The sequence below is a fragment of the Vibrio sp. 1F279 genome, assembly GCF_041439815.1.
Taxonomy (GTDB): Bacteria; Pseudomonadota; Gammaproteobacteria; order Enterobacterales; family Vibrionaceae; genus Vibrio; species Vibrio tasmaniensis_A.
In genome coordinates, this window is sequence record NZ_JBGOOU010000053.1 from 1 (window position 1) to 22,387 (window position 22,387).

Below are 22,387 nucleotides of genomic sequence, written 5' to 3' on the forward strand. Positions count from 1 at the left end.
ACCTTGGAACTTCAAACACTGACAAGTCGCCCCGTGGGTTCATGGGGCGGATACAGAACACTAAGAAAGGTTTGAGGTTTTTATTCCACTCATCAACACGAGTAGATAACGCCTTGTTGTTTGGGGAGACTAGTGTTTTAGCATACGCTTGCTTCACTAATTCGCGCCATTCTGTCGCGTTAGTTGGTAGGCAGTCTATGCATATATATTCGAATGTTGCATAGAGTGTACTGTTGATACGTGTAATCCAAGACACATAAGATGCAGATCTCTTGCCTTGGCAATAAAGAATCATTAGCTCAGATAAGACATCTCTATCTTTAAGCTGAAGGTGATAAGTTGAAAGCTCAATGAATCGCTCAATTCCACGATCGCAAGTATAGTTAAAACCTGGTTTACCGTTTTGGACATGATATTTCATGAATCCACCTAGTTGTCATTATTTTAATCAAAAATAAACACTTTAAAATCAAGCAATATCATTATAGAACAAATGCTTAAATTAAGTATTAACTCCGATTTTGACAACCTAGTGCGTTAGGAATATTACCGTTCGATAACCTTCCGTGCCATTTGGTGCAATTTTCCAGTTCTCTAGGTGCTCAACGATGCCACTAAGCTGCTTTTCGTTGAACTGTTTAAGCGGCTTGTCTTCAAGCTCTTTACGGTCAATCAGCACTTCCACAAAACGCTTTGGTAATGCTTTCGCCAATGTGTTTTTCAGACTCTGATTTGGGTGTTTCTCGCGAGAATTTTCAAGCAACTCGGCAAGGTCTACTTCAGGTACTAGGTTGATAGAAACCGATTGACCCGCTTTCCAGAATGAAGAGATTTGCAGTACCGAAGGACCAGATAAGCCGCGGTGCGTAAACAGCAACGCTTCTTTAAATAAAGTGCCGTCTTGCGCTGTGATCTCAGCAGGAATTGCGATACCAGAAAGCTCAGCGAAAGCTTCTTTATCTTCTTTGTGCAGAGTGAATGGCACTAAGCCCGCTGTAGTCGGCATTACAGACAAACCAAACTGCTCTGCAATCTTATAGCCAAATGGCGTTGCGCCTAGCTTAGGCATAGACAAACCGCCTGTCGCTACAACGAGTGAGTCACACTCAACTTCGTCGGTATTGAGGTGCATCTTGAAGCCAGCGTCTGTTTTTTCGATGGAGTGAACATCACAACGGTAGCGTTGTTCGACTTTCGCTTGCTTACACTCGTCAAGCAGCATGCTCACGATGTCTTTTGCTGTGTGGTCATTCACACAGAACAACTGACCGTGATCGCGCTCTTCGAACTCAATGCCGTACTTGCTCACCATCGAGATAAAATCCCAGTTGGTGTATTGAGATAAAGCTGACTTCACGAAGTGAGGGTTGTTACACAGGAAATTGTTGGCTGAAACATCATAGTTAGTAAAGTTACAACGACCGCCACCTGAGATTAAAATTTTTCTGCCCGGTTTCTTTGCATGATCAACCACCAGCACTCGTCGGCCGCGTTTGCCCGCTTCCGCAGCACACATTAAGCCAGCGGCACCCGCACCAATTACGATTACATCAAATTTTTCACTCATGTGGTTCTGCTTTTCTTCACTTGTGCAGCCCGAGTACGCCCTGTTCTCGAAATGCCATCAATAAAAAAGGATGTGCATAAACAGCACATCCTTACTAATTGCTCGCTATTTTAGCGGCAATTTTAAACTTTGCAATTGATGTTCAATTGTACAATTTGCAGACAGCAGCAAGCCACTGTTTGGCTTGGCGAACCAACAACCGAAGCTTTACACCAAAAATCTAAGCTCTACTTCAATCGTACTAAATGACTTAGACGATGAAAGAAGACAGCAAGGTTACACCTAACAGAGCAGAAGAGAGTATGAATAACTGCCTTACACGATCGCACTTCGACGTAAAAACTTCGTCGTGATGGTGGTGATACTCTTTGCTTTTGATGTAACTAAACAGGCGAACCTGTTTGGTCATATTGCCATGGGTTGTGAAAAAACCGCCTCCATCTACTTGTTGATATAGTAGAGGGTGTGCTTCTCGCATAATATAAATGAGTGTTCTTAGCGCAGTAAAGTAACGCGCCCAGTTCACACAAGTCACAACCATTAGTGCAAATAGAATAGTGTCGCCGCTGATCATCCTTTCCTCCTTACATCTTCATAAGAAAACTCAAAAGAAAAAGATAATCAGTGTCTTTCTCGTACTACCTATACGGCAGGAGCTTCCATAATTGAAGATGAACCATCTTTTGCCAATTGCGCTAAGTCTTTATCAATAAAGAACAATGCTTTACCGTCTTCACCAACAAGCTCTAGCTTATCCAATACACCTTTAAACAACTTCTCTTCTTCGTGTTGCTCTGCAACGTACCATTGCAGGAAGTTAAAGGTTGAGTAATCTTGTGTGCTGAAAGCAACGTGAGCCAGTTTGTTGATCTTTTGAGTAATCATTTGCTCATGTTCGTAAGTTTCACGGAACACAGCCCCAAGGCTATCAAATTCATGTTTTGGCGCTTCAATCGCACCTAAAATTGGCATTGCACCTGTCTCACTTACGTAAGTAAAAAGACGCTGCATGTGTTCCATTTCTTCTACTGCATGAACACGCAGAAACTCTGCTGCACCTTCAAATCCTTTGTCTTCACACCAAGCACTCATTTGTAAGTATAGGTTGGATGAGAAAAATTCTAGATTAATTTGATCGTTCAGTTGCTCTACCATAGTTTTTGATAGCATTTAAGACTCCTAATTACATCTTCAGTTTTCTCTACTATATCACTATTTTATGAATATCTCGCAGGCCATTAGTTAACCAATATTTCGAGCAAACATTACGCAAGACAGTGGATATGAGATCACTTCAGCAAAAAAAGGCATTGCATAGTGCTAGTCTTTAGTTAGGCAATGAATAGAAGAGGTAGCGATATGAGTTACAAACATATTTTGGTCGCAGTCGATTTATCAGATGACAGCAAATTACTTGTGGATAAAGCGGTAGCATTGGCTAAGCCATTGGAAGCCAAAGTCTCTTTTATCCATATCGATATTAATTATGCAGAGCTCTATACCGGCCTTATTGATATCAACATGGCAGAAACCCAGCACAACGCGATGGAAGCATCTCGAGTTCAGCTACAAAATTTTGCAGAACACGCTCAATACCCTATTACCCACACCTTAGTGGGCAGCGGCGACCTGAGTCATGAACTGTGTGACACCATCAATGAATTCAATGTTGATTTAGTGGTTTGTGGGCACCATCAAGACTTCTGGAGCAAATTGCTCTCTTCAACACGACAACTGATCAATGCCTCGCCGGTTGATATGCTGGTCGTGCCTCTAAGAGATTCAGAAGACTAATGAATTAAGGTTAGGTAACATACAGCTCATATCTTATTAACGAAGTTTTTATATGAGCTATTTAGCTAGTGTTACCCTCTTATGGGCCTTCTCTTTTAGCCTGATCGGCGTGTACCTTGCTGGTCAGGTTGATTCTTGGTTCTCTGTATTAATGCGTGTTGCCCTTGCTGGCATTGTATTTCTTCCTTTCCTGAAGTTTCGAGGTATCTCGCGTAAGCTGATCGCTAAGTTGATGGCGATTGGTGGTATCCAGCTTGGGCTGATGTACTGCTTCTATTACCAGTCTTTCTTGCTGCTATCCGTTCCTGAAGTCCTTCTGTTTACCGTTTTTACCCCAATTTACGTCACGCTTATTTATGACTTCCTCAAAGGACAATTCTCTCCGTGGTATTTAGTGACAGCGGCGATTGCTGTATTGGGCGCTGTATTCATTAAATTCGCGGGTATCAACGAAAACTTTTTAGTCGGTTTCCTCGTAGTCCAAGGTGCAAACCTGTGCTTTGCTATCGGCCAAGTTGCTTACAAAGTAGTGATGGAGAAGGAATCGACAGAGTTACCTCAGCGCACAGTATTTGGTTACTTCTATTTGGGTGCGTTATGCGTCGCTTCGGTTGCTTTCATACTCTTAGGTAACCCTGAGAAGCTGCCAACAACCACTCTTCAATGGGGCATCCTGATTTATCTTGGCTTGATTGCTTCGGGGCTAGGTTACTTTATGTGGAATAAAGGTGCATGCATGGTGAATGCTGGTGCACTGGCTGTAATGAACAACGCCTTAGTTCCAGCCGGCCTTGTAGTGAACATCCTTATTTGGAACAGAGACGTCGACTTGATTCGATTGGCCATTGGCGGCGCGGTTATCTTGTTCTCTCTATTCGTCAACGAGACATGGGTGAAAAAGCGTGTTGCGAGATCCACAAGCAACGCCTAACCGCTTTAACTGAGCTAAGTGAACTAAACTAAGCTAAGTGAGCAGAGCTAAATGAGTTAGCTCTGATAACCCCAAAAAGCAAAAGAGCGACCTTAGGTCGCTCTTTTTAAATCATCGTTGTAGCAATAAGTTATCCGTACCAGTTTCAGTGAATGTGACTATGGCTCACTACCTGAGTCTTGGTTTCAGTGAAAGCGACGTCATCAAGTTGTAGGTTGATACGTTCAAGGTTACTTTCCAGTTTTTGACTTTTCTTAAACAGCTTTTGCTGCTTCTTAATCATCTTCGCGAGCTTTTTGTTGTACTTCTCTTGTTTCTTAGCCGCTTTCTTCGCTCGCTTGAGGTCGGCTTTTTCATCACCACTCGCATTAGCGATTCGTTTTTTCAGTTTGGCTTTTTTCTGTGATGCATTTTTATCTACAACATTAGGGGCAATATCAGCAGCGGCTGGATCGAACATTTGTACGCTCGGCTCAATTGTCTCGCTGATTTCCGCAAGCGATAACTCTGGTGCAGGTAATGTTTCCGCTAGTAGGCCGCATGCGGCTTTTTCTTCAACGGGTTTATTTTGACAGCCAAGAGGTGGAATTGCGGTTGGTTTGCATAGGTTCGCTTGATCCGCCGAAGAACGCGCACAAGAACGACACACAAATTTAGGTTCAGTAACCAAGCTGTGGATCTCTCCTAGGTGTTCAGTGATATCTCGACGGTTTAACTTACAAAAGCGTTTAGCCATGCTACAACTCCAGCTAAGAATAATAATGATTCTTAGTTAGATATACATCCGTAACGCGACTATCGCAAGTGTTAAATGGTGATTTATCGTATTTATGACGGGAAATTTTCTTAGCGTGTCTCTAAGTTATTGATGCTTCAATTAAGTCATTGATGCTTTCACATACACATCAAAACGGTTCTTTTTAGTTTCGATTGCCATGCTCGGTTTTTGCTCGTCTAACCATGCTGCGTAATCCGGTCTTTTGACCACAACGCGCTTAGTTGCCAACTTCATCGCAGGCTCAAACAAGCCATCGGCATCCAGATCGGCGCCAACCAAAGATTGGAATACTCGCATCTCTTTCTTAACCAAAGCCGACTTCTTCTTGTTCTCTGGGTGTGGGTACATAGGATCGAGGTACACCACATCAGGCTGTTCGAAGTTAGGGTCGTTGCTAAGTTTATCCAGCGCATCGTGACTTGAAGCGTGAATCAACTTCATACGTTCGCTAACCCAACCGCCGATATCTGGGTCTTTTTTTGCTCTCTGCAGGCCGTCATCCAATAATGCAGCCACAACTGGATGTCGCTCTACCATCTGCACTTTACAGCCCAACGACGCCAACACAAACGCATCACGTCCTAGACCAGCGGTACCATCGAGGATAGTTGGCGTTGCACCTTTGTTTAAACCTGCCGCTTTAGCAATTGCCTGACCTTTACCACCACCAAACTTACGTCTGTGACCGACTGCGCCTCCCACTAAATCAACAAAAATAGCGCCAAGCTTAGGCTCATCGACTTTACGTAGCTCAAGTCGCTCGCAAGTCAGTACCAAAGCAAAATCGCTGTTTTCATCATGAGATAAATTCCAACGGGTCGCTAAGTCATTTAGATGATCGATTTGGGTAGCATCTTCGCAAATCAGTTGTAGTTGCAAGGTCGTCTCCAACAGACAGTAGTATTCAAAACAAAAGAGGCAACCAGTTTACCTGATTGCCTCAACAATACATATTAGCGGTGAAAAGTATTCACAGCTCGGTCGGCTTACCTAAACCAATTACTCTATCTCTCGTTCTTGCCTTAACTCTTCAACAAGCTCGGCCAGTGGCTTCGGTCGGCCAATAACATAGCCCTGAGCGTAGTTAACACCGAGTTCAATCAACTTATCGAGAACCTGAGTATTTTCAACAAACTCAGCTACCGTGTGCTTGCCCATCTGCTTCGCTAAATCATTGATCGAACGAACCATCACATAGTCCATCTCGTTAACATCAATATCACGCACAAACAGGCCATCAATTTTCACAATATCAACAGGTAATGCCTTCAGATATCCGAATGACGACAAGCCTGAACCAAAATCATCCAGCGCAATCAAACAGCCGAGCTCTTTAATTCGAGTAAAGAAGTTGATTGCCTGCTTCATATTACTCATGGCGGCCGTTTCAGTGATCTCTAAACAAATCTTATGGCAAGGCACTGATGAGTTCGCCAAACTTTCAATCAAGAATTCAACAAACTCTCGGTTACCCATCGAGTGACCAGAAAGGTTTATCGAACACATCCCTAAATCATCAACTAGATGTGGGCGTTGCTCCAACCAATTCAACGTCTGACTGACGACTTGGCGATCAATCAAATGCGCGATGTTATAGCGCTCGGAAGCTGGCATGAAGATCCCCGGTGAAATGTACTCACCTTGGACGTTCTTGATCCGCACCAGTATCTCAAAGTGCATTTTGTTGCTATTTTCCTCTAGACCAAGAATACGTTGGGCAAATAACTCCAAGCGATCATTGGCTAAGGCTTCGTGTACCAAGTTAACGCATTCCATTTCTAAATGGCGACGGCGCAGATCTTCATCATCTAGATGATAAAGGTGATAACGATTTCGCCCTTCCTCTTTAGCGGCATGGCAAGCGGCATCCGCCTGTGCATGCACCATTTGTGATGAAGCGGCAGTATGGTCAATCAATCGAATTCCGATAGAACAAGTAAGATTGAGGTGAATATCACCCCATAAGAATGGATTCTCACTCATCATCGATATAATACTGTGACAGACATTGACAGCATCTCGCTCAGTACAGTCTTTGATTAATACCGCAAACTCATCTCCCCCCATCCGAGCTAACACAGCATTGTAAGGAAGCACATCTTCTATCAGATTAGCGCTAAATAAGATCGCGGCATCACCCGCTTCATGCCCAGCAGTATCGTTCAATACTTTCAATTGGTCCAAATCTAAGAACAACATCGCATGAGTTCTCATATGACTCTCGACCTCTTTCAGCGCCTTTTGTAGCTCTTGCTCAAAGTGGTTGCGGTTGAAAGTGTCTGTAAGCAGGTCATAACGCGCTTGGTATTCTAACTTTTCAGAAAGTTCGCGGGTTTCAGTAATATCCTCTCCCACAATCAACAGCTGACCCGAGTCGACCAATGGACGAATATTTTCACGAATCCAGATCGTTCTACCGTCCGCATGACGATACTCGATATCACGACGCCACACGCCGCGAATTTTGTGCTGTGGTTGCAACAAGATATGACGAGGAATCATCGCGTTCTCATCCACATAAAATTCTCTAGGGCGATGCCCCAAAAGCAGATCAAGTGGATAACCTAGTAATTCTTCAGCAAACTGGTTCACTTGCTGAATGCGATTATTGACATCCAGTGTAATCATCATCACCGGCTGCTTGTCGTAATACAGTTTGAGATTCGCTTCACGTTGGAATAATTTGTTCTCAGCAAGCTTTCGTGAGGTAACATCACGAGCTTCAAATAAGAACTGAATGGTGTCCTCTTCACTGCTCGGCATCGGCTTTAAAGAGATATCTAGCACCATTCCACCACGATCACGGCACCATACCTCCGCCTCAAATCGTAGGGTTGGATAATCATCCCTTTCTGCAAAATACTCCTTCAGCGCTTCGCCAGCGGCATCCTCCCAATATTCTTGGAGAGGTGTTCCTAATTTATAACCTTGATTATAAAGAAGCTCATGCAGCTTACTGTTGCTCGACAGCAGTACACCGCCTTTATCAAGAATACCCATGTACTGTAGACTTTGATCGAATATCGACTCCAGTAACAGCTGGCTTTGTCGGCTAGCACGCTCACTTTTCTTGAGGCGGTTGAGGTAGTAAACCAAGGTCGCAATAACACACGACATAACCAGAAACAGCAAACCTATTGTTCGAATTTCATCGTGATAACGCACCAAGAATGACTGAGGCTTATTGAGAAAAGTAATTGAAGCCTCATTCTCAGTTCCCAGCCCCCAGCGTGACATCTGTTGGTAGTCGAGTTTAATTTCCGATGCGCCAGGTGCGACTAAAGGCAGAGGTTCATTTGGGTTTGCTAATACCTTTAGTAAAACACGTCCCGTATCTCGACCTTGCGTTTCACCACTTTGAATAACACCGCCTATCGCCCCAAAACCCAACCCCAAATCGTGCACCATATACAGTGGCATTTGGGTTTTAATGTTCAATTGTCGCCAGTCTTCAACGCTACTCACGTTACCTTTAGCATCGCGATAATATGCCCAAAAGAGTAAGCTCTGATCTAGATCGGTTCGCTGAGAAAACGCAATTAACTCTTGGTAAGAGTCAGGCACATAGTGCTCCAGCAAATCGGAAAAGTTGGGGTGAGCCTCAATAGAACGATCAATTTGTGAGCGGATAGCCTCACCTGTTACTGAATGGTCAGTAACAATGTATATCTTCTTTACGTTTGTTTGAAGGCGCTTAATTAGCTCAATATTACCCAATAAATCAATATCTTCAGTAATGCCCGTCGCGTTCAAACCTTCAATCATTTCAGGGGAGAAATTGTTGATGCCACCAAAGATTACTGGCGTATCTTTGAGATCGGGCGCAAGGCGCTTCATTAAATTAAGGGCGTTATTGTCACTGACCACAACCGCAGCAAATTCTTCATGCATCAACTTGGTGTGATAAAGCTGATAAACGCGCTCTAAGTATTCTGGGTTTTGAGTTCGTTTACTATCCAAATAAACAACTCGATACGATAGTCGATCACGGTCCAGTTCTTCTGATAATCCTTTGTGGAAATCATCAGTCCAGAAAAAACCCTGATGATAAGAGTGAATAACCAACACATCTTTTGTTTGAGCTGAAACAAAAGCACTCCAACACATAACAATCAAAAACAACGAAAATCGCACTGAATTCACCCTAACACTATAGTTGCTGCTAATATTATCACCCTTGGCTATGATGTGTACTAAAGTCGGTATGTTTTTTATTCACCCTAAGGATTATGCATGTCCACAACTACAGCTCGTCTGGATGATCTAGACCGTGCCATTCTCAAAACCTTAATGGAAGATGCGCGCACGCCTTATGCTGAAATGGCAAAGAAATTCGATGTCAGCCCTGCGACGATTCACGTTCGTATCGAAAAGATGAGATCGGCCGACATTATTGAGCGAACCGAGGTTGTGGTAAACACCAAGAAGCTTGGTTACGACGTGTGTTGTTTTATTGGTATCAACCTTAACGCAGCTCGCGACTACCACTCAGCCATTGCAAAACTGAATGCCTTAGATGAAGTTGTTGAGGCTTACTACACCACTGGCGCCTACAACATTTTCGTAAAGCTGATGTGTAAATCGATCGAAGAGTTGCAGTTCGTACTGATCGATAAATTGCAGGCGATTGACGAGGTTCAATCGACTGAGACACTGATTTCATTGCAGAACCCTATCAACCGCAATGTAAATCCATAATCGTTTGATAAATCGATACAAAAAGAGCCTCACAAGGAGGCTCTTTTCACATTCTGACTAGCACAATATTAAGCGCTGATACCCGCATGACGCAGCATCGCGTCGATTTGTGGCTCACGACCACGGAAGCGTTTGAACAGCTCCATTGGCTCTTCGCTGCCACCCATTTCAAGGATGTTATTCAAGAAACGATTACCCGTTTCAGTGTTGAAGATACCCTCTTCTTCAAATGCAGAGAACGCATCTGCAGACAATACTTCAGCCCACAGGTAGCTGTAATAGCCTGCACTGTAGCCACCAGCAAAGATGTGACCAAAGCTGTGCGAGAAGCGGTTCCAATCAAGACTTGGCAGTACCGATACCTTAGACTTCACGTCGGCTAGTGTTTCTAGTACGCGAGCACCGACTTCTGGATCGTATTCAGTGTGTAGCGTGAAATCGAACAGGCCAAGCTCTAGCTGACGCAGGATAAACATCGCAGATTGGAAGTTTTTCGCCGCTAGCATCTTCTCTAGCATCTCTTTCGGTAACGCTTCACCAGTTTCGAAATGACCAGAGATGAACGACAACGCCTCCTCTTCCCAACACCAGTTTTCTAGGAACTGACTTGGTAGCTCAACGGCATCCCAAGGCACACCGTTGATACCCGCAACTGCGCCCGCTTCAACTTGCGTTAGCATGTGGTGGATACCGTGGCCAAATTCGTGGAACAAAGTGACCACTTCATCGTGAGTAAACAGTGCTGGTTTGTCACCAACTGGCTTGTTGAAGTTACACGTTAGGTAAGCAACAGGCGTCTGTAGCTCACCAGATTGAGTAATGCGACGACCGCGACAGTCATCCATCCAAGCACCGCCACGTTTGTGTTCGCGTGCGTATAGATCTAGGTAGAAGCTACCGCGCAATGTGCCTGTCGCATCAAAGATGTCAAAGAAGCGCACTGAATCATGCCATGTATCCACACCTTCACGCTCAGTCACAGACATACCAAACACACGGTTTAGTACTTCGAACAAACCAGACACTGCGTTCGACTCAGGGAAGTATGGACGAAGCTCTTCATCAGAGATCTCGAACAAGTTCTGTTTTTGTTTCTCGCTGTAGTAAGCGATGTCCCACAGGTTTAGCTCAGAGACACCAAACTCTTTCTCAGCAAACTGGCGTAGCTCTTCGACTTCGCGCTCACCTTGTGGTTTGGCTTTTACTGCTAGGTCGTTAAGGAAACCAAGTACTTGGTCTGGCGTTTCTGCCATCTTAGTCGACAGAGATTTTTCGCTGTAAGTGCTAAAGCCAAGCATGCGTGCGATCTCGTGACGCAGCTTAAGTTGTTCAGTGATGATCTCAGTGTTGTCCCACTTACCAGCATTTGGACCGCGATCTGAAGCGCGAGTTACGTAGGCTTCGTACAGTTCTTTACGCAGTTCTTGGTTATCACAGTACGTCATCACTGGTAGATATGAAGGGATGTCCAGAGTCAGTAGATAACCTTCCTGCTCTTTAGCTTGTGCCGCGGCTTGTGCTGCTGCCAATGCCGACTCAGGCATACCAGCCAGTTCAGCCACGTCTGTAACTTGCTTGCTCCAACCCATGGTTGCATCAAGCACATTGTTTGAGAATTGAGAACCCAGCTCAGACTGACGCTTGCTGATCTCGCCGTAGCGGTGCTGCTCGTCTGCGGGTAAGCCAATGCCTGATAATTCAAAGTCACGCAGTGCGTCGGTAATGGTTTTCTGTTGAGCTTGGTCTAATGCCGAGAATGCCTCACTCGCCTTGATCGCTTTATACGCTTCGAACAAACCTTTGTGTTGGCCGACCCACGTGCCGTACTCAGAAAGTACAGGCAGGCAGCTCTCATAAGCGTCACGCAGTTCGTCGCTGTTCATCACAGAATTCATATGGCTTACAGGTGACCAAATACGGCCTAAACGATCATCCACTTCTTCAATTGGAGCAACGAGGTTGTCCCAGCTTGGTGAAGTATTACCTTCAAGTACTTGTTCTATCTTGTTGCGACACTCTTCAATCACTTGCTCAACCGCTGGCTTAACGTGCTCAGGTTTGATCTGTGAAAACGGAGGTAAATCCGTGAAGGTTAATAGCGGATTAGACATATAAACATTCCTTTGGCTTTAGAGACTTTCGTCTTTTTTGTAATGAGGTCGTCTTACAGTCATCAGGCTCAGGGGCACCCTAAAAAATCACCTGCGAATAGTTATTAAATAGTGCCCATGAAGGCAAATTTCAATAGTAGAACCAATAACTAACTGCATATTGCTAGCGACTGTTCCTGAATTGTTCGAGAATTTATGGTCCATTGGGGGTTATAATAGTCAAACTAACCCCACCTACACTAACCACACTCTAATTCGAGAGTGTTACGAGAGTTTAATTTGTTAAGTTATCGCCACAGCTTCCACGCGGGCAACCATGCCGACGTAGTAAAGCATATCGTACAGAGCCTTATTCTTAATTCTTTGAAACAAAAGGATAAGCCTTTTGTTTACCATGACACTCACTCTGGTGTAGGTCGTTACGACTTAACGCATGAATGGTCTGAAAAAACGGGCGAATACAAGCAAGGTATTGCCCGCGTCTGGGCACAAACAGAACTTCCTGAAGACATTCAAAGCTACCTTGAGTCTATCTCAGCACTCAACAATGGCGAAAAACTGCGTTTCTACCCAGGTTCACCACGTGTAGCACGTGCGCACCTACGTGACCAAGACCGCATGGTATTAACTGAGCTTCACCCAGCCGATCACCCTCTGCTTGAGCAAGAGTTCCACCGCGATCGTCAGGTATCTATCTACAAAGAAGATGGCTTCCAACGCCTAAAAGGCAGTCTGCCACCTAAAGAACGTCGTGGTTTGGTTCTTATCGATCCACCTTACGAGCTGGCAAAAGAGTATCGTGATGTTGTGACTGCGATTGCTCAAAGCCATAAGCGCTGGGCAACTGGTATCTACGCAATTTGGTACCCAGTGGTAAATCGCTGTGATATCGAAGATATGATCGAAGGCCTTGAAGGCTTAGGCATCAACAAGATTCTACAAATCGAACTTGGCGTATCACCAGACACCAATGAGCGTGGCATGACAGCATCAGGCATGATTGTTATCAACCCGCCTTGGAAGCTAGAAAGCCAAATGAACGAGATTCTTCCATTCTTGAAGGAAGCAATTGCGCCGGCAACCGGTCACTTCAAAGTAGAGTGGATCGTACCCGAGTAATCTCGAACTTAACGTCATGCTCTGACGAATATTCAGCAGATTGTGACGTACACGAATAAATTTTAAACAGGGAGATTGAGTTCAACCGATCTGCCCTCAATATAATAATTAGACAATTTAAGAATCTATAGGACGTAGGTGTTCAGTGCGCTCACTGTACCCACAGCCTTCAATAAATGGAGAAAGTAATGGCGACTCATTTTGATTACATCTGTATCGGCGGCGGTTCAGGCGGCATCGCATCAGCTAACCGCGCAGCAATGCACGGTGCAAAAGTTGCACTTATCGAAGCTCAAGACCTTGGTGGTACTTGTGTAAACGTTGGTTGTGTTCCTAAAAAGGTTATGTGGCACGGTGCTCAAGTTGCTGAAGCGATCAACCTATATTCAAAAGACTACGGCTTCGACGTTGACGTAAAAGGCTTCAACTGGGGCAAACTGGTTGAAAACCGCCAAGCGTACATTGGTCGTATCCACCAATCTTACGATCGTGTTCTTGGTAACAACAAAATAAACGTAATCAAAGGCTTTGCTAAGTTTATTGATGAAAAAACCGTTGAAGTTAACGGTGAACACTACACTGCAGATCACATCCTGATCGCAGTAGGTGGTCGTCCAACCATTCCAAACATCCCTGGCGCAGAGCACGGTATCGACTCAAACGGTTTCTTCGACCTGATGGAGCAACCTAAACGTGTTGCTGTTATCGGCGCGGGCTACATCGCAGTAGAAATCGCAGGCGTACTAAGTGCACTTGGCACAGAAACACACCTGTTCTGTCGTAAAGAGTCACCACTTCGCAGCTTCGACCCAATGATTGTTGAAACACTGGTTGAAGTAATGGAAGCGGAAGGTCCAACACTTCACACGCACTCTGTTCCTAAAGAAGTAGTGAAAGAAGCAGATGGCACGCTGACTCTGCACCTAGAGAACGGCAACACTCAAAACGTTGACCACCTAATTTGGGCTATCGGCCGCCACCCAGCGACTGACGCTATCAACCTAGCATCAACGGGTGTTGCAACCAACGACCGTGGCTACATCAAAGTAGACGAGTTCCAAGCAACCAACGTTCCTGGTATCTACTGTGTAGGCGACATCATGGAAGGCGGTATCGAACTAACACCTGTTGCTGTTAAAGCCGGTCGTCAGCTTTCTGAGCGTCTATTCAACGGTCAAACAAACGCAAAGATGGACTACACGCTCGTTCCTACTGTTGTATTCAGCCACCCACCTATCGGCACTATTGGTCTAACGACTCAAGAAGCTGAAGAGCAATACGGCAAAGACAACATCAAGGTATACACGTCTGGTTTTACTGCAATGTACACTGCTGTCACTCAGCACCGTCAACCTTGTAAGATGAAGCTAGTGTGTGCTGGCGAAGAAGAGACTGTAGTTGGCCTACACGGTATCGGTTTCACTGTCGATGAAATGATTCAAGGCTTCGGTGTTGCAATGAAGATGGGCGCAACCAAAGCAGACTTCGACTCTGTTGTGGCAATTCACCCAACGGGCAGCGAAGAATTCGTTACCATGAGGGGTTAGTGTAGGAAAAGCATCTTACACACGTAAATAAATCTGGAAAATAGTTAATCACTGTCCATACTGTATACATGGACAGTGATATTTTTCAGGATGATTTATGACATACCTTGTGCACTCCAGCGATGTTTTCAAAGAGACTGAGCTACAAAAACTGGATAATGGTACATTCCATTGCCTCCCTTCCAATAACAATATCGGTTCGCTGCCAACCCTCTTTTCGAAAGATGGTGTATTCAATCACGAAGCCAACAGCTACCTGTTTTATCTCAAGGTCGTAAAGAAAGCAGAGGACTTATCCCCTTGCGCGCAGGCTTTGCGTGCCTACTACCAATTTCTTGAGGACAAAGGGGGGAGTTGGGATAAATTCCCGCCAGTCAAACGGCTCAAACCAACTTACCTGTTCCGCTCACACCTGCTGAAGCAAATAAAACAAGGCACGCTTGCACACAGCACTGCCAGTGTTCGTATGAACCAAATCGTCAATTACTATAAGTGGCAAATGCATGATGGTTATCTATGCGTAAAAAATGAGAAAGAAGCCCCATTCAAAATGGAATTTGTCTCTGTTCAGAACAGTGGAATGCTTGCCCACATATCTTCAACTTTCATTGTTGAAACCAGTGATTTACGCATAAAAGTGCCCAGGGATGCAGATAGTAAAAACATCAGGCCACTATCTCCACTAAGCCGTGATACGCTTAGTATTTTAACTCAACACCTTCCACTAACGTCTGAAGAGTTGCGCTTGCAGGCCTTGCTTGCAATTGATACAGGTATGCGGGTTGAAGAAGTAGCAACCCTAACGTTAGATGCGCTGGACACTGCAACGCCACTTGCTGAAAGCCAACATCGCTTTGAAATTCTTTTATGCCCCCGCTCTACTGGCGTACAAACCAAATTCTTGAAAACACGGACTGTCGAGATTTCATCGGATTTGATCCAGTCGTTGAATGAGTATCGAATTTCAGAGCGACGCCTTAAGCGTGTTACTAGGCTTAACGAGAAAATAGAACAATTACACAGTGATGCTGTCAGCTTCACCCAGAAGACCATTGAAACACTAGAGCGTTGTGATCGTCACGAACCACTTTTTGTTAGCCAACAAGGCAACCCTGCTACGGGTAAATCCATTGAAGCTCGATGGATTGAGTTCAGGGCAGAAATAAAACAGGTAGAGCCATCATTTTCCCATCGCTTCCATGATTTACGCGCCACCTATGCCACCTATCGTCTCAATGTTTTGCTAGAGGCTAAATTGCCCGTTGTCGACTGTATGGAGCTTCTGATGGGTTGGATGGGGCATAAAGGTGAAAGTACGACTTGGAAGTATTTACGCTTTCTAAAACGCAAAGAGGCTTTCAAAGTGAAGTATGGCATCCTTGATGCGATTATGCACGATGCGTTAGGTGGTAACGATGACTGAACCTACCTACCTTTCTGACTGGAAACCAGAACTTTGCTTTAATCTTAATGCGTACAACAACGCTTTAGCTGACTTTAACCGCCTTTTATTTAAAGGCTTTCCTCCAACTCACAAACTACAGCAGAGCCATCAATTCGAGAATGCTAACCGTAGAGAGTTTGCTCTTAGATTAAAAGACAGATTTAGTGAAAAAATGGATGAAGGTTCTAGCCATAAATCTCTATATGGGATTTTTAGTGAATTATCACAGTACCTTCGATGGTGCGATAAAGAAAATTATGCAGCTTTTAGCCAACACTCATTAGAAGGCTACATGGAGCACATACAAGTTCGTGTCATGTTGGGGGAAATAAAACGTAGTTCATATAAAATTAGACGAGCAAATATGGTCTCCCTATTCACTAGATACCTTGATTTACCACACTATTATTTTAATAACGTGATTATCATGGACAACAGCGATCGAGAACCGTTTGAGAGCTATACACGTAGCGATTTAAATCAATTGCTCCCTTTCTTAAGGCGTCTTTTCAATCAAACCTATTCACAGTTTATTGAAGCCCCTGATAAGCACATTCATGCGTCAAAGGTTACACCGACTATGACCTTTGAATGGCTAGGTGAAAAATATCAACTTTGTGGAGGTATATCTAAGATGATGTGTACTGCCGCCTACTTATTGTCTTATTACACCTATGCCAACACAAGCACTCTATTACAACTAAGACAGCCAAACAATGCTTCGATATTTACTGGTGAAGTCTGGTACACAATGCCAGCTTTCAAACGTCGCGCATTTAAAACCATTCAAATTGAAATTGGTGAGCATGAATTAGAGATCCCCAAGTATGCCATGACTTTTTTCGACAAATTACTGAAAGCTTCACGAATATTAAGTACCAGCGAGCAAGCAACTCTTCTTCAGACGATTGCATCCAAAAAGATACAACCATTAAAGAGCAGAACTCTACAGGCATTTCTCAAACTCTGGGTCGAAAAAAACTTCACATTTACAGATCAAATGGGAAGACGCTTACGCCCTAGCATAAGCCGCTTTCGTGAAACAGGCTCTCAACTAACGTCATATCATCAAGGTGAAATGGTTAATAACCTCATGCTTAACAACACACCCAACATCCGTAAGCGTCACTATAGCGAGGGAAATAAGCTGGCAAATAACGGCATGATGCAAGATACGATGTCAATTCGGGAGGAGCAGGTCAAGAGCAGGGTCAACACACAGCAGGCTCAGAAAAACCTCAGTATTGAGGTACTGGTTATCGAGGAAGAAAACAAGATTAACCTTCCCAATTTAAGCCGAACTTCTAATGGCGGTAGCTGCGCTGCCCCATTCGGTGAAAAGTCCCAAAAGTACACCAAGAAAGCTCAAGCACAAGGGCTTGCAAAGGAGGGAGAGCGATTAGCCTGTGCAGACCTACTAGGGTGCTTTGGTTGCCCAGACCAAGTGATTGTTCAGTCGGTATCAGATGTCTGGTGCCTGCTCTCATTCAGAGCCTGTATTGAAGAATCACTGTTCCTTCACTTGGATGCCAGCCATTATAAAAAAAACTTTGAAAACATTGTAAAGTTTATCGAGCAAAAAATACTACCAAGCATAAATCAGCAGATATTGAGAAAGGCAGAAGCCAAACTTGATGATGATGGTTTGCACCCTGCATGGAGCGACAACGAATCAGTTTTAAGCTTAATTTCAAAATCACCAGTCGAGGTAGGATAATGGATACATCTAAACTCTATTTACCCGACTTTCCACAGCAAAATAAGGTCACGGATGTTGATGTAGTAACGCTCTACCATGAGAAAAGATATGAAGAGCTAGATACCATCATCATCTGCAAGGATAAAGACGGAAACGTTACCGCCAACTTTGGCCAGAACAATTGGGATTGCCTGCCTTTCTCGCGAAAAAAGAGCAGGAACAACCTAAACACAGAAGAGTTTGACAATATCCCTGAGCTACAACAGGAACTAAAACTGCTAAGTTATGGCTGGCTATTTAACAAAAGTCCAAAGCAGAAAAAAGCACTCAAGTTTTCTAGTGTACGAACTCGATTTGACAATATAAAAGTGGTTTATCGTTTCTTACAAAGGAACAACCATAAGTCACTAAAATGTCTTTCTTTATCTATGGTTTGGAGTGATTTTGAGCACTTTTTACAAGAGGGTAACTATGCCCAAGGGACTATCGAGTCAACTTTTGTTGCATTAAATGCCGCTATAAATGATGAGTCATGGCACAAGCTTGAGCTTGGACTCAATCCAATAAAGTCAAAAACAGAAGCAAGACGGATAAGTTTCAATGAAGCGCAGCAAACTCTTGTTATACCTGAACGTTTATGTAATGCCATTTATGGAAAAGCTATAGAACTGGTCAATGATGCTCACCCACATAGACAATTAATATTAGATATTGAGAAGTCTCTACAGCATAACTATGACGAGGGGGTGCGCAATCTTGAAGAAAAAATAAAGCAAGGGAGCCGTTATTCCTTCATGGGTGAGGATGGTAGCTTCGATAAGCGAAAATACATTTCCACAGCTCAAGAGTTACAACCATGCAAAGTTAAAGAGCTTGTCGAACCATTAGCCGCTAAAGTACCAAGTCTTAGACTAAACAATGGAACAGATTTTAAACGCTATTGGGGTCAACTAACTAATGCTTGCTATATCGTATGTGGTGGTTTTAGCGGTATGCGAGATTCCGAAATCGATAAATTAACGCCTAGAAGCTATTACAAGGATACCTTTGAAGGACGTGATTTCCACATGCTCCAATCTCACACTTTTAAGTTAGGCAATAAGCGAGAAACATGGGTCACAGCTTCATCTTCCAAAGCTGCAATAGAGTTAATGACCACATTAACTGAAGAATGGCGCAAAGAAATCACTTACCCAGATAAAAAATACAAAGACTCGATTTGGGTAAATAAATCATACCGCTCCAAGCCCCCTACATTGATTACAGGATGGAATCACCGATTACAGCGCTTTTGCAATCAATTCAATTTCATTGTAACTGAAAAGGATTTCGCAGAATGCCTTGAGTCAAACCCTCGCTCATTTAACCGCGTAAAAAAAGATGTAACTGTTGGAAATCCATGGCACATGACAACTCATCAGTTCAGGCGCACCTTGGCCTTTTACTGCATTAAGAACCGCCTAGGGACATTAGTAGCGCTAAAACAACAGTTCAAGCACTTATACCTCGCGATGACCGAGTGGTACACCAATGGTGGGAAGCTGGCGAGCCTACGGGATCTGAAAGTAGATGAGCAAGTGCAAAAGGCACTCGATGAAATCAATGCAGAAACCACCGCAAATAAAATCTTTAAACAATGGCACTCAGATGAAAAACTATCGGGCACTTATGGCAAAGCGATCATGAAAATGCGAGGGGATGTGCCGACCATTTATAGCTCATGGGATGTTATATATAAAGCCGTAAAGGATGGTAAGTTGACACTGCATGGTTCAATGCATAGCTATTGCAAATCTGGTTATGACTGCGATATGGACGGTGTGGTCACCCCACAATTCTGCGTGGACTGTGGCTCTGGTAGTAGCATCATTGACGAACAACAGGCTAAATGGTGGCGAAAAAAGCACCGTAGTCTAGTTGCTTACATGGAATCTGGCGAAGATATTTCAGTAAGTGAACATAGTCACTATGTCACTCAAGTAAGAGCCGCAGAGAAAGTCATGGCTGACTTTGATATGCCCTTCACGCCTTTTGAACCTGATTTGAAGGTAGCGAATTTATGAGTAAGAGCGAAAATACACGACTAGCATTAGAGGCTGCCCTAGAAAGAATTAAACAAGGCAAGCCTAAGCGTATCCCTACTCATCGTAAGCTCAGTGTGAGAGCGGTTGAGGAAGAAGCTAACCTAGGTAATGGCAGCGGCTATTACTACCCTGAGTTTGTTGAGAAAGTGAAGCAAACTAAAGCAGAGATTGCGGCAGGAAAAGGTGAAATAGTCCAACCAGAGATCCAGACTGTTCGCACCAAGCTCAAAGAACAAAAGCGCATTAAGGACAACTACAAAACTAAGTACGAGGCGGAGCGAGAGAAGTTAGCCCTGTTTGCAGCTGCGCAGCACCACCTTAACGACAAGCTGGTTCAAGCGTTGGCTCATATAGAAGATTTGGAGTTTAAAAACTCCCAATTACGTGAAGAGTTAGTTCAACTAAAGCGAAGCAAGGTTGTTTCGATTAAGTAATCGTTGAGTTGAGGAATACTAAAGCTTACTCAATACCATCAAGCTTTTTCTTAATATGGTCGATAAGGTTTTTCTTATCGGCCTCATTCAACTTATCTATCAAGCAAACAAGCTCTGCAGAATCAACATCCTCACAAAAAAAGTAGCTCAATGGCACTCCAAGCTCACCAGCAATTAACTTCAAGGTTTGAGCATCCGGTGTATGCTTCCCTTTCTCATACTGATTCATTCTTGGACTAGCAGAACCTTCATCCATACCTATACGAACTCCCAAAGCCTTCTGAGAGAGGTTTGCTTTTTTACGCGCTTCTTTGAGGCGTCTTGGTAACGGATTATTGAACGACACTGATGCTTCATATCTCTAAGCTCTATATAACTAAGATTTTCTTAGTTTTACTGATTTCTGTATACTAAGCAATCCTTAGTATTTGAGTGATGTAAGCAATACATGAAACGTTCTACGAAAATCAGTGCAGAAATGCACAAGTTGTTGATTGAAAAGAGAATGGATGGTTTTTCAGTTGTGGAAGCGAGGGACGCTTCATTAAATGTTGAAAAAGGTACACAAAACCTTGATGAAGCTCGGAAGAAGATTTATCGCCAAATATGGCAATATCAACAAAAGGGGTGGTTGCGAAGTGAAGGGGAAGGAAGACACAAAAAGTACTTTCAAACCGAACAATTTAGAGAGCTACAAGTTACGCCTCGAAAAAAAGCCACATATACAACTTCGATAAAAGAGTGCACAACGGATTATTCCGTGTTATTTCGAGAGAGTAATGAATACAAAGGTGAATTGGAGATCGTGCTTGGTGAAATTGAAGAATACCAGTCATTAAGGTATCGCTTCCCTGAGCTTGAGTGCAAGTTAACCCCACTGTTACAGCAAGCAAAAGAGCGTTCAGCACACCTACTTGGAAAGGTGAATGGATTGACGAATGTTCTTAAAACCCTCTCAGAAGATTGCCAACCGTGTTAAGACATTGGCAACTAGAGTGCTCGGAAAAAGCCTTACAGAAATATAGAAAAAACCAAAAACACTTTTTCTGCCAAGCAACCCCTGGGGCTGGAAAAACCGTACTTGCCGCCACTGTCGCATCAAAGTTGCTAAAAGACGGTTTGGTCGACCTTGTATTATGTTTTTCTCCATCATTAACAGTTTCTGATGGTATAAAAAGAACCTTTTCTCAGACCCTAAATTGTACTTTTAATGGTGGGCTAGGCTCTATTGGACAGTCACTCACATACCAATCAATTCAATTTCTCAATGATGAATTTTGGAAGACACTTCGTAATCACCGAGTGTTCGTCGTCTTTGATGAGATACACCATTGTTCAGGCTCAGATATTGAAAATGCGAATGTTTGGGGCCAGCAAGTGTTAACCAAAGTTCAAGAGTTAGCTACCTATACTTTGGCGATGTCAGGCACTCCTTGGCGTTCGGACTCTTTACCTATCGTGATGGCCGAATATAACACTCCTGACGGGCAGCTGTTGGTTGACTACCAGTACACATTAAAGCAGGCAATCGCTGATAATGTCTGTCGAAACCCGAAAATCGTATTGGTTGATAATGAACATTTGTCGGTGACTAGCGATGAGAAAGTTGAATCATTCTCCTCGATACTTGAGATGATTAAGCAGACTAAAACCTCGTACCAAACGGTCATTAACAACCGAGATGCAATGGAGTACTTGATTGACCTTGCTTGTAAAAAGCTCGCAGAGATACGTAATCACTCTCCTAGTGCCGGTGGATTAGTTGTTGCTTCGTCTGTTTACCACGCTCAAACCATTAAAAAGATACTCTGTGAAAAGTTCTCACAAACCGTCTCAATCGTGACTTACCGACATGAAGAGCCTTTGGATAAAATTGAACGTTACCGTCGAGGCAACACTCAATGGATTGTTAGTGTCGGAATGATCAGTGAAGGTACTGATATTCCTCGCCTTCAAGTTTGTTGCCACATGAGTTCAGTTAAAACAGAGCTGTACTTTAGGCAGGTACTCGGACGGATTCTTCGGGTTAATGATTCTATGAACCAGCAAGCGTGGTTATTCACTTTTGCAGAGCAAAGCCTAATAGAGTTTGCAGAGCGGGTTGAACAAGACATTCCTGAGTCATGTATACCCAGTTAACTTGAAGATGCGCAGTTGAGCACCTGAAAATTATCATTTATT

Annotated in this window: 19 protein-coding genes and 1 pseudogene; 11 read left to right on the plus strand and 9 right to left on the minus strand. The window is 43.7% G+C overall.

Translation table 11 applies throughout. The features are described 5' to 3' along the window. From ACED60_RS23620 to ftnA, 4 genes and pseudogenes are all read right to left on the minus strand, one after another. Window positions 1-421: hypothetical protein (locus ACED60_RS23620; protein WP_371728595.1), on the minus strand; the 421-nt coding region annotated here is incomplete at its 3' end. 129 nt (window positions 422-550) lie between these two features. Further along, a pseudogene (locus ACED60_RS23625) lies at window positions 551-1,567 on the minus strand (NAD(P)/FAD-dependent oxidoreductase); the annotation flags it as partial. Window positions 1,568-1,817: 250 nt separating this feature from the next. After that, the gene (uspB, locus tag ACED60_RS23630; protein WP_009848060.1) at window positions 1,818-2,141 is read right to left on the minus strand and encodes a universal stress protein UspB; all 324 of its coding nucleotides are present in this window, start codon (window positions 2,139-2,141) and stop codon (window positions 1,818-1,820) included. A 68-nt stretch (window positions 2,142-2,209) separates the two neighbouring features. Further along, window positions 2,210-2,737 (minus strand): non-heme ferritin, encoded by a 528-nt coding sequence (gene ftnA, locus ACED60_RS23635; protein ID WP_004735556.1) that lies wholly within the window; start codon window positions 2,735-2,737, stop codon window positions 2,210-2,212. A 189-nt stretch (window positions 2,738-2,926) separates the two neighbouring features. Here ftnA and uspA point away from each other — a divergent pair, with 189 nt between their 5' ends. Then, on the plus strand, window positions 2,927-3,361 hold the full coding sequence (gene uspA, locus ACED60_RS23640; RefSeq protein WP_009848061.1) for a universal stress protein UspA: 435 nt from the start codon (window positions 2,927-2,929) through the stop codon (window positions 3,359-3,361). A gap of 52 nt (window positions 3,362-3,413) precedes the next feature. Then, window positions 3,414-4,292 carry a carboxylate/amino acid/amine transporter gene (locus tag ACED60_RS23645; RefSeq protein ID WP_017103435.1) on the plus strand — a complete coding sequence of 293 codons (879 nt, stop codon included), beginning with the start codon at window positions 3,414-3,416 and terminating at the stop codon, window positions 4,290-4,292. Between the two features lie 145 nt (window positions 4,293-4,437). Here ACED60_RS23645 and ACED60_RS23650 read toward each other — a convergent pair whose 3' ends face one another. The 3 genes from ACED60_RS23650 to ACED60_RS23660 all read right to left on the minus strand — a co-directional run bounded on the left by ACED60_RS23650 (window position 4,438) and on the right by ACED60_RS23660 (window position 9,177). Beyond that, window positions 4,438-5,028 (minus strand): hypothetical protein, encoded by a 591-nt coding sequence (locus tag ACED60_RS23650; protein WP_017103434.1) that lies wholly within the window; start codon window positions 5,026-5,028, stop codon window positions 4,438-4,440. A gap of 141 nt (window positions 5,029-5,169) precedes the next feature. Next, complete coding sequence (locus ACED60_RS23655) at window positions 5,170-5,949, minus strand: class I SAM-dependent methyltransferase (RefSeq protein ID WP_065679634.1); 780 nt, start codon at window positions 5,947-5,949, stop codon at window positions 5,170-5,172. 120 nt (window positions 5,950-6,069) lie between these two features. Then, window positions 6,070-9,177: an EAL domain-containing protein gene (locus tag ACED60_RS23660; protein ID WP_371695172.1), complete on the minus strand. Its 3,108-nt coding sequence runs from the start codon at window positions 9,175-9,177 to the stop codon at window positions 6,070-6,072. A 126-nt stretch (window positions 9,178-9,303) separates the two neighbouring features. Here ACED60_RS23660 and asnC point away from each other — a divergent pair, with 126 nt between their 5' ends. Continuing rightward, window positions 9,304-9,768, plus strand: a complete 465-nt coding sequence (gene asnC / locus ACED60_RS23665; protein WP_009848066.1) for a transcriptional regulator AsnC — start codon at window positions 9,304-9,306, stop codon at window positions 9,766-9,768. A gap of 68 nt (window positions 9,769-9,836) precedes the next feature. Here the strand turns inward: asnC and prlC are convergent, their stop codons facing one another. Beyond that, entirely contained in the window at window positions 9,837-11,879 is a 2,043-nt protein-coding gene (gene prlC, locus ACED60_RS23670; protein ID WP_060983258.1) for an oligopeptidase A, read from the minus strand. Between the two features lie 279 nt (window positions 11,880-12,158). On the opposite strand from prlC, the gene ACED60_RS23675 reads away from it, so the two are divergent. The 6 genes from ACED60_RS23675 (at window position 12,159) to ACED60_RS23700 (ending at window position 20,206) form a co-directional block, all read left to right on the plus strand. After that, a complete protein-coding gene (locus ACED60_RS23675; RefSeq protein WP_029224298.1) occupies window positions 12,159-12,998 on the plus strand; it encodes a 23S rRNA (adenine(2030)-N(6))-methyltransferase RlmJ in 840 nt (279 codons plus the stop codon). A gap of 188 nt (window positions 12,999-13,186) precedes the next feature. After that, complete coding sequence (gene gorA, locus ACED60_RS23680; protein WP_371728596.1) at window positions 13,187-14,545, plus strand: glutathione-disulfide reductase; 1,359 nt, start codon at window positions 13,187-13,189, stop codon at window positions 14,543-14,545. Between the two features lie 97 nt (window positions 14,546-14,642). Further along, window positions 14,643-15,968 carry a tyrosine-type recombinase/integrase gene (locus ACED60_RS23685; RefSeq protein WP_371728597.1) on the plus strand — a complete coding sequence of 442 codons (1,326 nt, stop codon included), beginning with the start codon at window positions 14,643-14,645 and terminating at the stop codon, window positions 15,966-15,968. Further along, complete coding sequence (locus ACED60_RS23690; protein WP_017099230.1) at window positions 15,961-17,706, plus strand: hypothetical protein; 1,746 nt, start codon at window positions 15,961-15,963, stop codon at window positions 17,704-17,706. The genes ACED60_RS23685 and ACED60_RS23690 overlap by 8 nt, the downstream gene beginning before the upstream one ends. After that, a complete protein-coding gene (locus ACED60_RS23695; RefSeq protein WP_371728598.1) occupies window positions 17,706-19,751 on the plus strand; it encodes a hypothetical protein in 2,046 nt (681 codons plus the stop codon). Before ACED60_RS23690 ends, ACED60_RS23695 begins: the two co-directional genes overlap by 1 nt. Continuing rightward, window positions 19,748-20,206 (plus strand): hypothetical protein, encoded by a 459-nt coding sequence (locus ACED60_RS23700; RefSeq protein WP_017099228.1) that lies wholly within the window; start codon window positions 19,748-19,750, stop codon window positions 20,204-20,206. Before ACED60_RS23695 ends, ACED60_RS23700 begins: the two co-directional genes overlap by 4 nt. Window positions 20,207-20,231: 25 nt before the next feature. On the opposite strand, the gene ACED60_RS23705 is transcribed toward ACED60_RS23700, so the two are convergent. Further along, window positions 20,232-20,552: a helix-turn-helix domain-containing protein gene (locus tag ACED60_RS23705; RefSeq protein WP_371728599.1), complete on the minus strand. Its 321-nt coding sequence runs from the start codon at window positions 20,550-20,552 to the stop codon at window positions 20,232-20,234. A 102-nt stretch (window positions 20,553-20,654) separates the two neighbouring features. Here ACED60_RS23705 and ACED60_RS23710 point away from each other — a divergent pair, with 102 nt between their 5' ends. Both ACED60_RS23710 and ACED60_RS23715 read left to right on the plus strand, forming a co-directional pair. Beyond that, window positions 20,655-21,185 carry a hypothetical protein gene (locus tag ACED60_RS23710; RefSeq protein ID WP_017099226.1) on the plus strand — a complete coding sequence of 177 codons (531 nt, stop codon included), beginning with the start codon at window positions 20,655-20,657 and terminating at the stop codon, window positions 21,183-21,185. Continuing rightward, entirely contained in the window at window positions 21,179-22,345 is a 1,167-nt protein-coding gene (locus ACED60_RS23715; protein WP_371728600.1) for a DEAD/DEAH box helicase, read from the plus strand. The genes ACED60_RS23710 and ACED60_RS23715 overlap by 7 nt, the downstream gene beginning before the upstream one ends. The last annotated feature ends 42 nt before the right edge of the window (window positions 22,346-22,387 follow it).

What these genes read in the sequence shown, in the direction of transcription:
- uspB (WP_009848060.1), bottom strand. Translation starts at nt 2,141, where the DNA reads ATGATCAGCGGCGACACTATTCTATTTGCACTAATGGTTGTGACTTGT.
- ftnA (WP_004735556.1), bottom strand. Translation starts at nt 2,737, where the DNA reads ATGCTATCAAAAACTATGGTAGAGCAACTGAACGATCAAATTAATCTA.
- uspA (WP_009848061.1), top strand. Translation starts at nt 2,927, where the DNA reads ATGAGTTACAAACATATTTTGGTCGCAGTCGATTTATCAGATGACAGC.
- ACED60_RS23645 (WP_017103435.1), top strand. Translation starts at nt 3,414, where the DNA reads ATGAGCTATTTAGCTAGTGTTACCCTCTTATGGGCCTTCTCTTTTAGC.
- ACED60_RS23650 (WP_017103434.1), bottom strand. Translation starts at nt 5,028, where the DNA reads ATGGCTAAACGCTTTTGTAAGTTAAACCGTCGAGATATCACTGAACAC.
- ACED60_RS23660 (WP_371695172.1), bottom strand. Translation starts at nt 9,177, where the DNA reads ATGTGTTGGAGTGCTTTTGTTTCAGCTCAAACAAAAGATGTGTTGGTT.
- asnC (WP_009848066.1), top strand. Translation starts at nt 9,304, where the DNA reads ATGTCCACAACTACAGCTCGTCTGGATGATCTAGACCGTGCCATTCTC.
- prlC (WP_060983258.1), bottom strand. Translation starts at nt 11,879, where the DNA reads ATGTCTAATCCGCTATTAACCTTCACGGATTTACCTCCGTTTTCACAG.
- gorA (WP_371728596.1), top strand. Translation starts at nt 13,187, where the DNA reads ATGGCGACTCATTTTGATTACATCTGTATCGGCGGCGGTTCAGGCGGC.
- ACED60_RS23685 (WP_371728597.1), top strand. Translation starts at nt 14,643, where the DNA reads ATGACATACCTTGTGCACTCCAGCGATGTTTTCAAAGAGACTGAGCTA.
- ACED60_RS23690 (WP_017099230.1), top strand. Translation starts at nt 15,961, where the DNA reads ATGACTGAACCTACCTACCTTTCTGACTGGAAACCAGAACTTTGCTTT.
- ACED60_RS23695 (WP_371728598.1), top strand. Translation starts at nt 17,706, where the DNA reads ATGGATACATCTAAACTCTATTTACCCGACTTTCCACAGCAAAATAAG.
- ACED60_RS23700 (WP_017099228.1), top strand. Translation starts at nt 19,748, where the DNA reads ATGAGTAAGAGCGAAAATACACGACTAGCATTAGAGGCTGCCCTAGAA.
- ACED60_RS23710 (WP_017099226.1), top strand. Translation starts at nt 20,655, where the DNA reads ATGAAACGTTCTACGAAAATCAGTGCAGAAATGCACAAGTTGTTGATT.